The following is a 215-nucleotide window of genomic DNA, read 5'->3' as shown; positions in this document are numbered from 1 at the left end:
GGGGTTCCGGGACGTGTTGTCCGGCGGTGACCTACTCTCCCACACCCTCCCGAGTGCAGTACCATCGGCGCGGTGGGTCTTAGCTTCCGGGTTCGGTATGGGACCGGGCGTTTCCCCCACGCTATGACCGCCGTAACTCTAGTACCACGCGTCCGGACCAGGGGTCCGGGTGTGGTGAATCTGGGGTTACGACCACAATAGTGGTTGCTTGTTGT

The 215-nt window shown here is 62.3% G+C and carries 1 rRNA gene; it reads right to left on the bottom strand.

Annotated elements, in window-relative coordinates:
* Positions 1-18: 18 nt before the first annotated feature.
* A 5S ribosomal RNA gene (gene rrf, locus KRR55_RS20165) occupies positions 19-135 on the bottom strand.
* Positions 136-215 lie beyond the last annotated feature (80 nt).

The sequence above is a fragment of the Paeniglutamicibacter quisquiliarum genome, assembly GCF_019084045.1.
GTDB classification, from domain to species: domain Bacteria; phylum Actinomycetota; class Actinomycetes; order Actinomycetales; family Micrococcaceae; genus Paeniglutamicibacter; species Paeniglutamicibacter quisquiliarum.
This window is presented reverse-complemented; position numbering and strand designations above follow the sequence as displayed.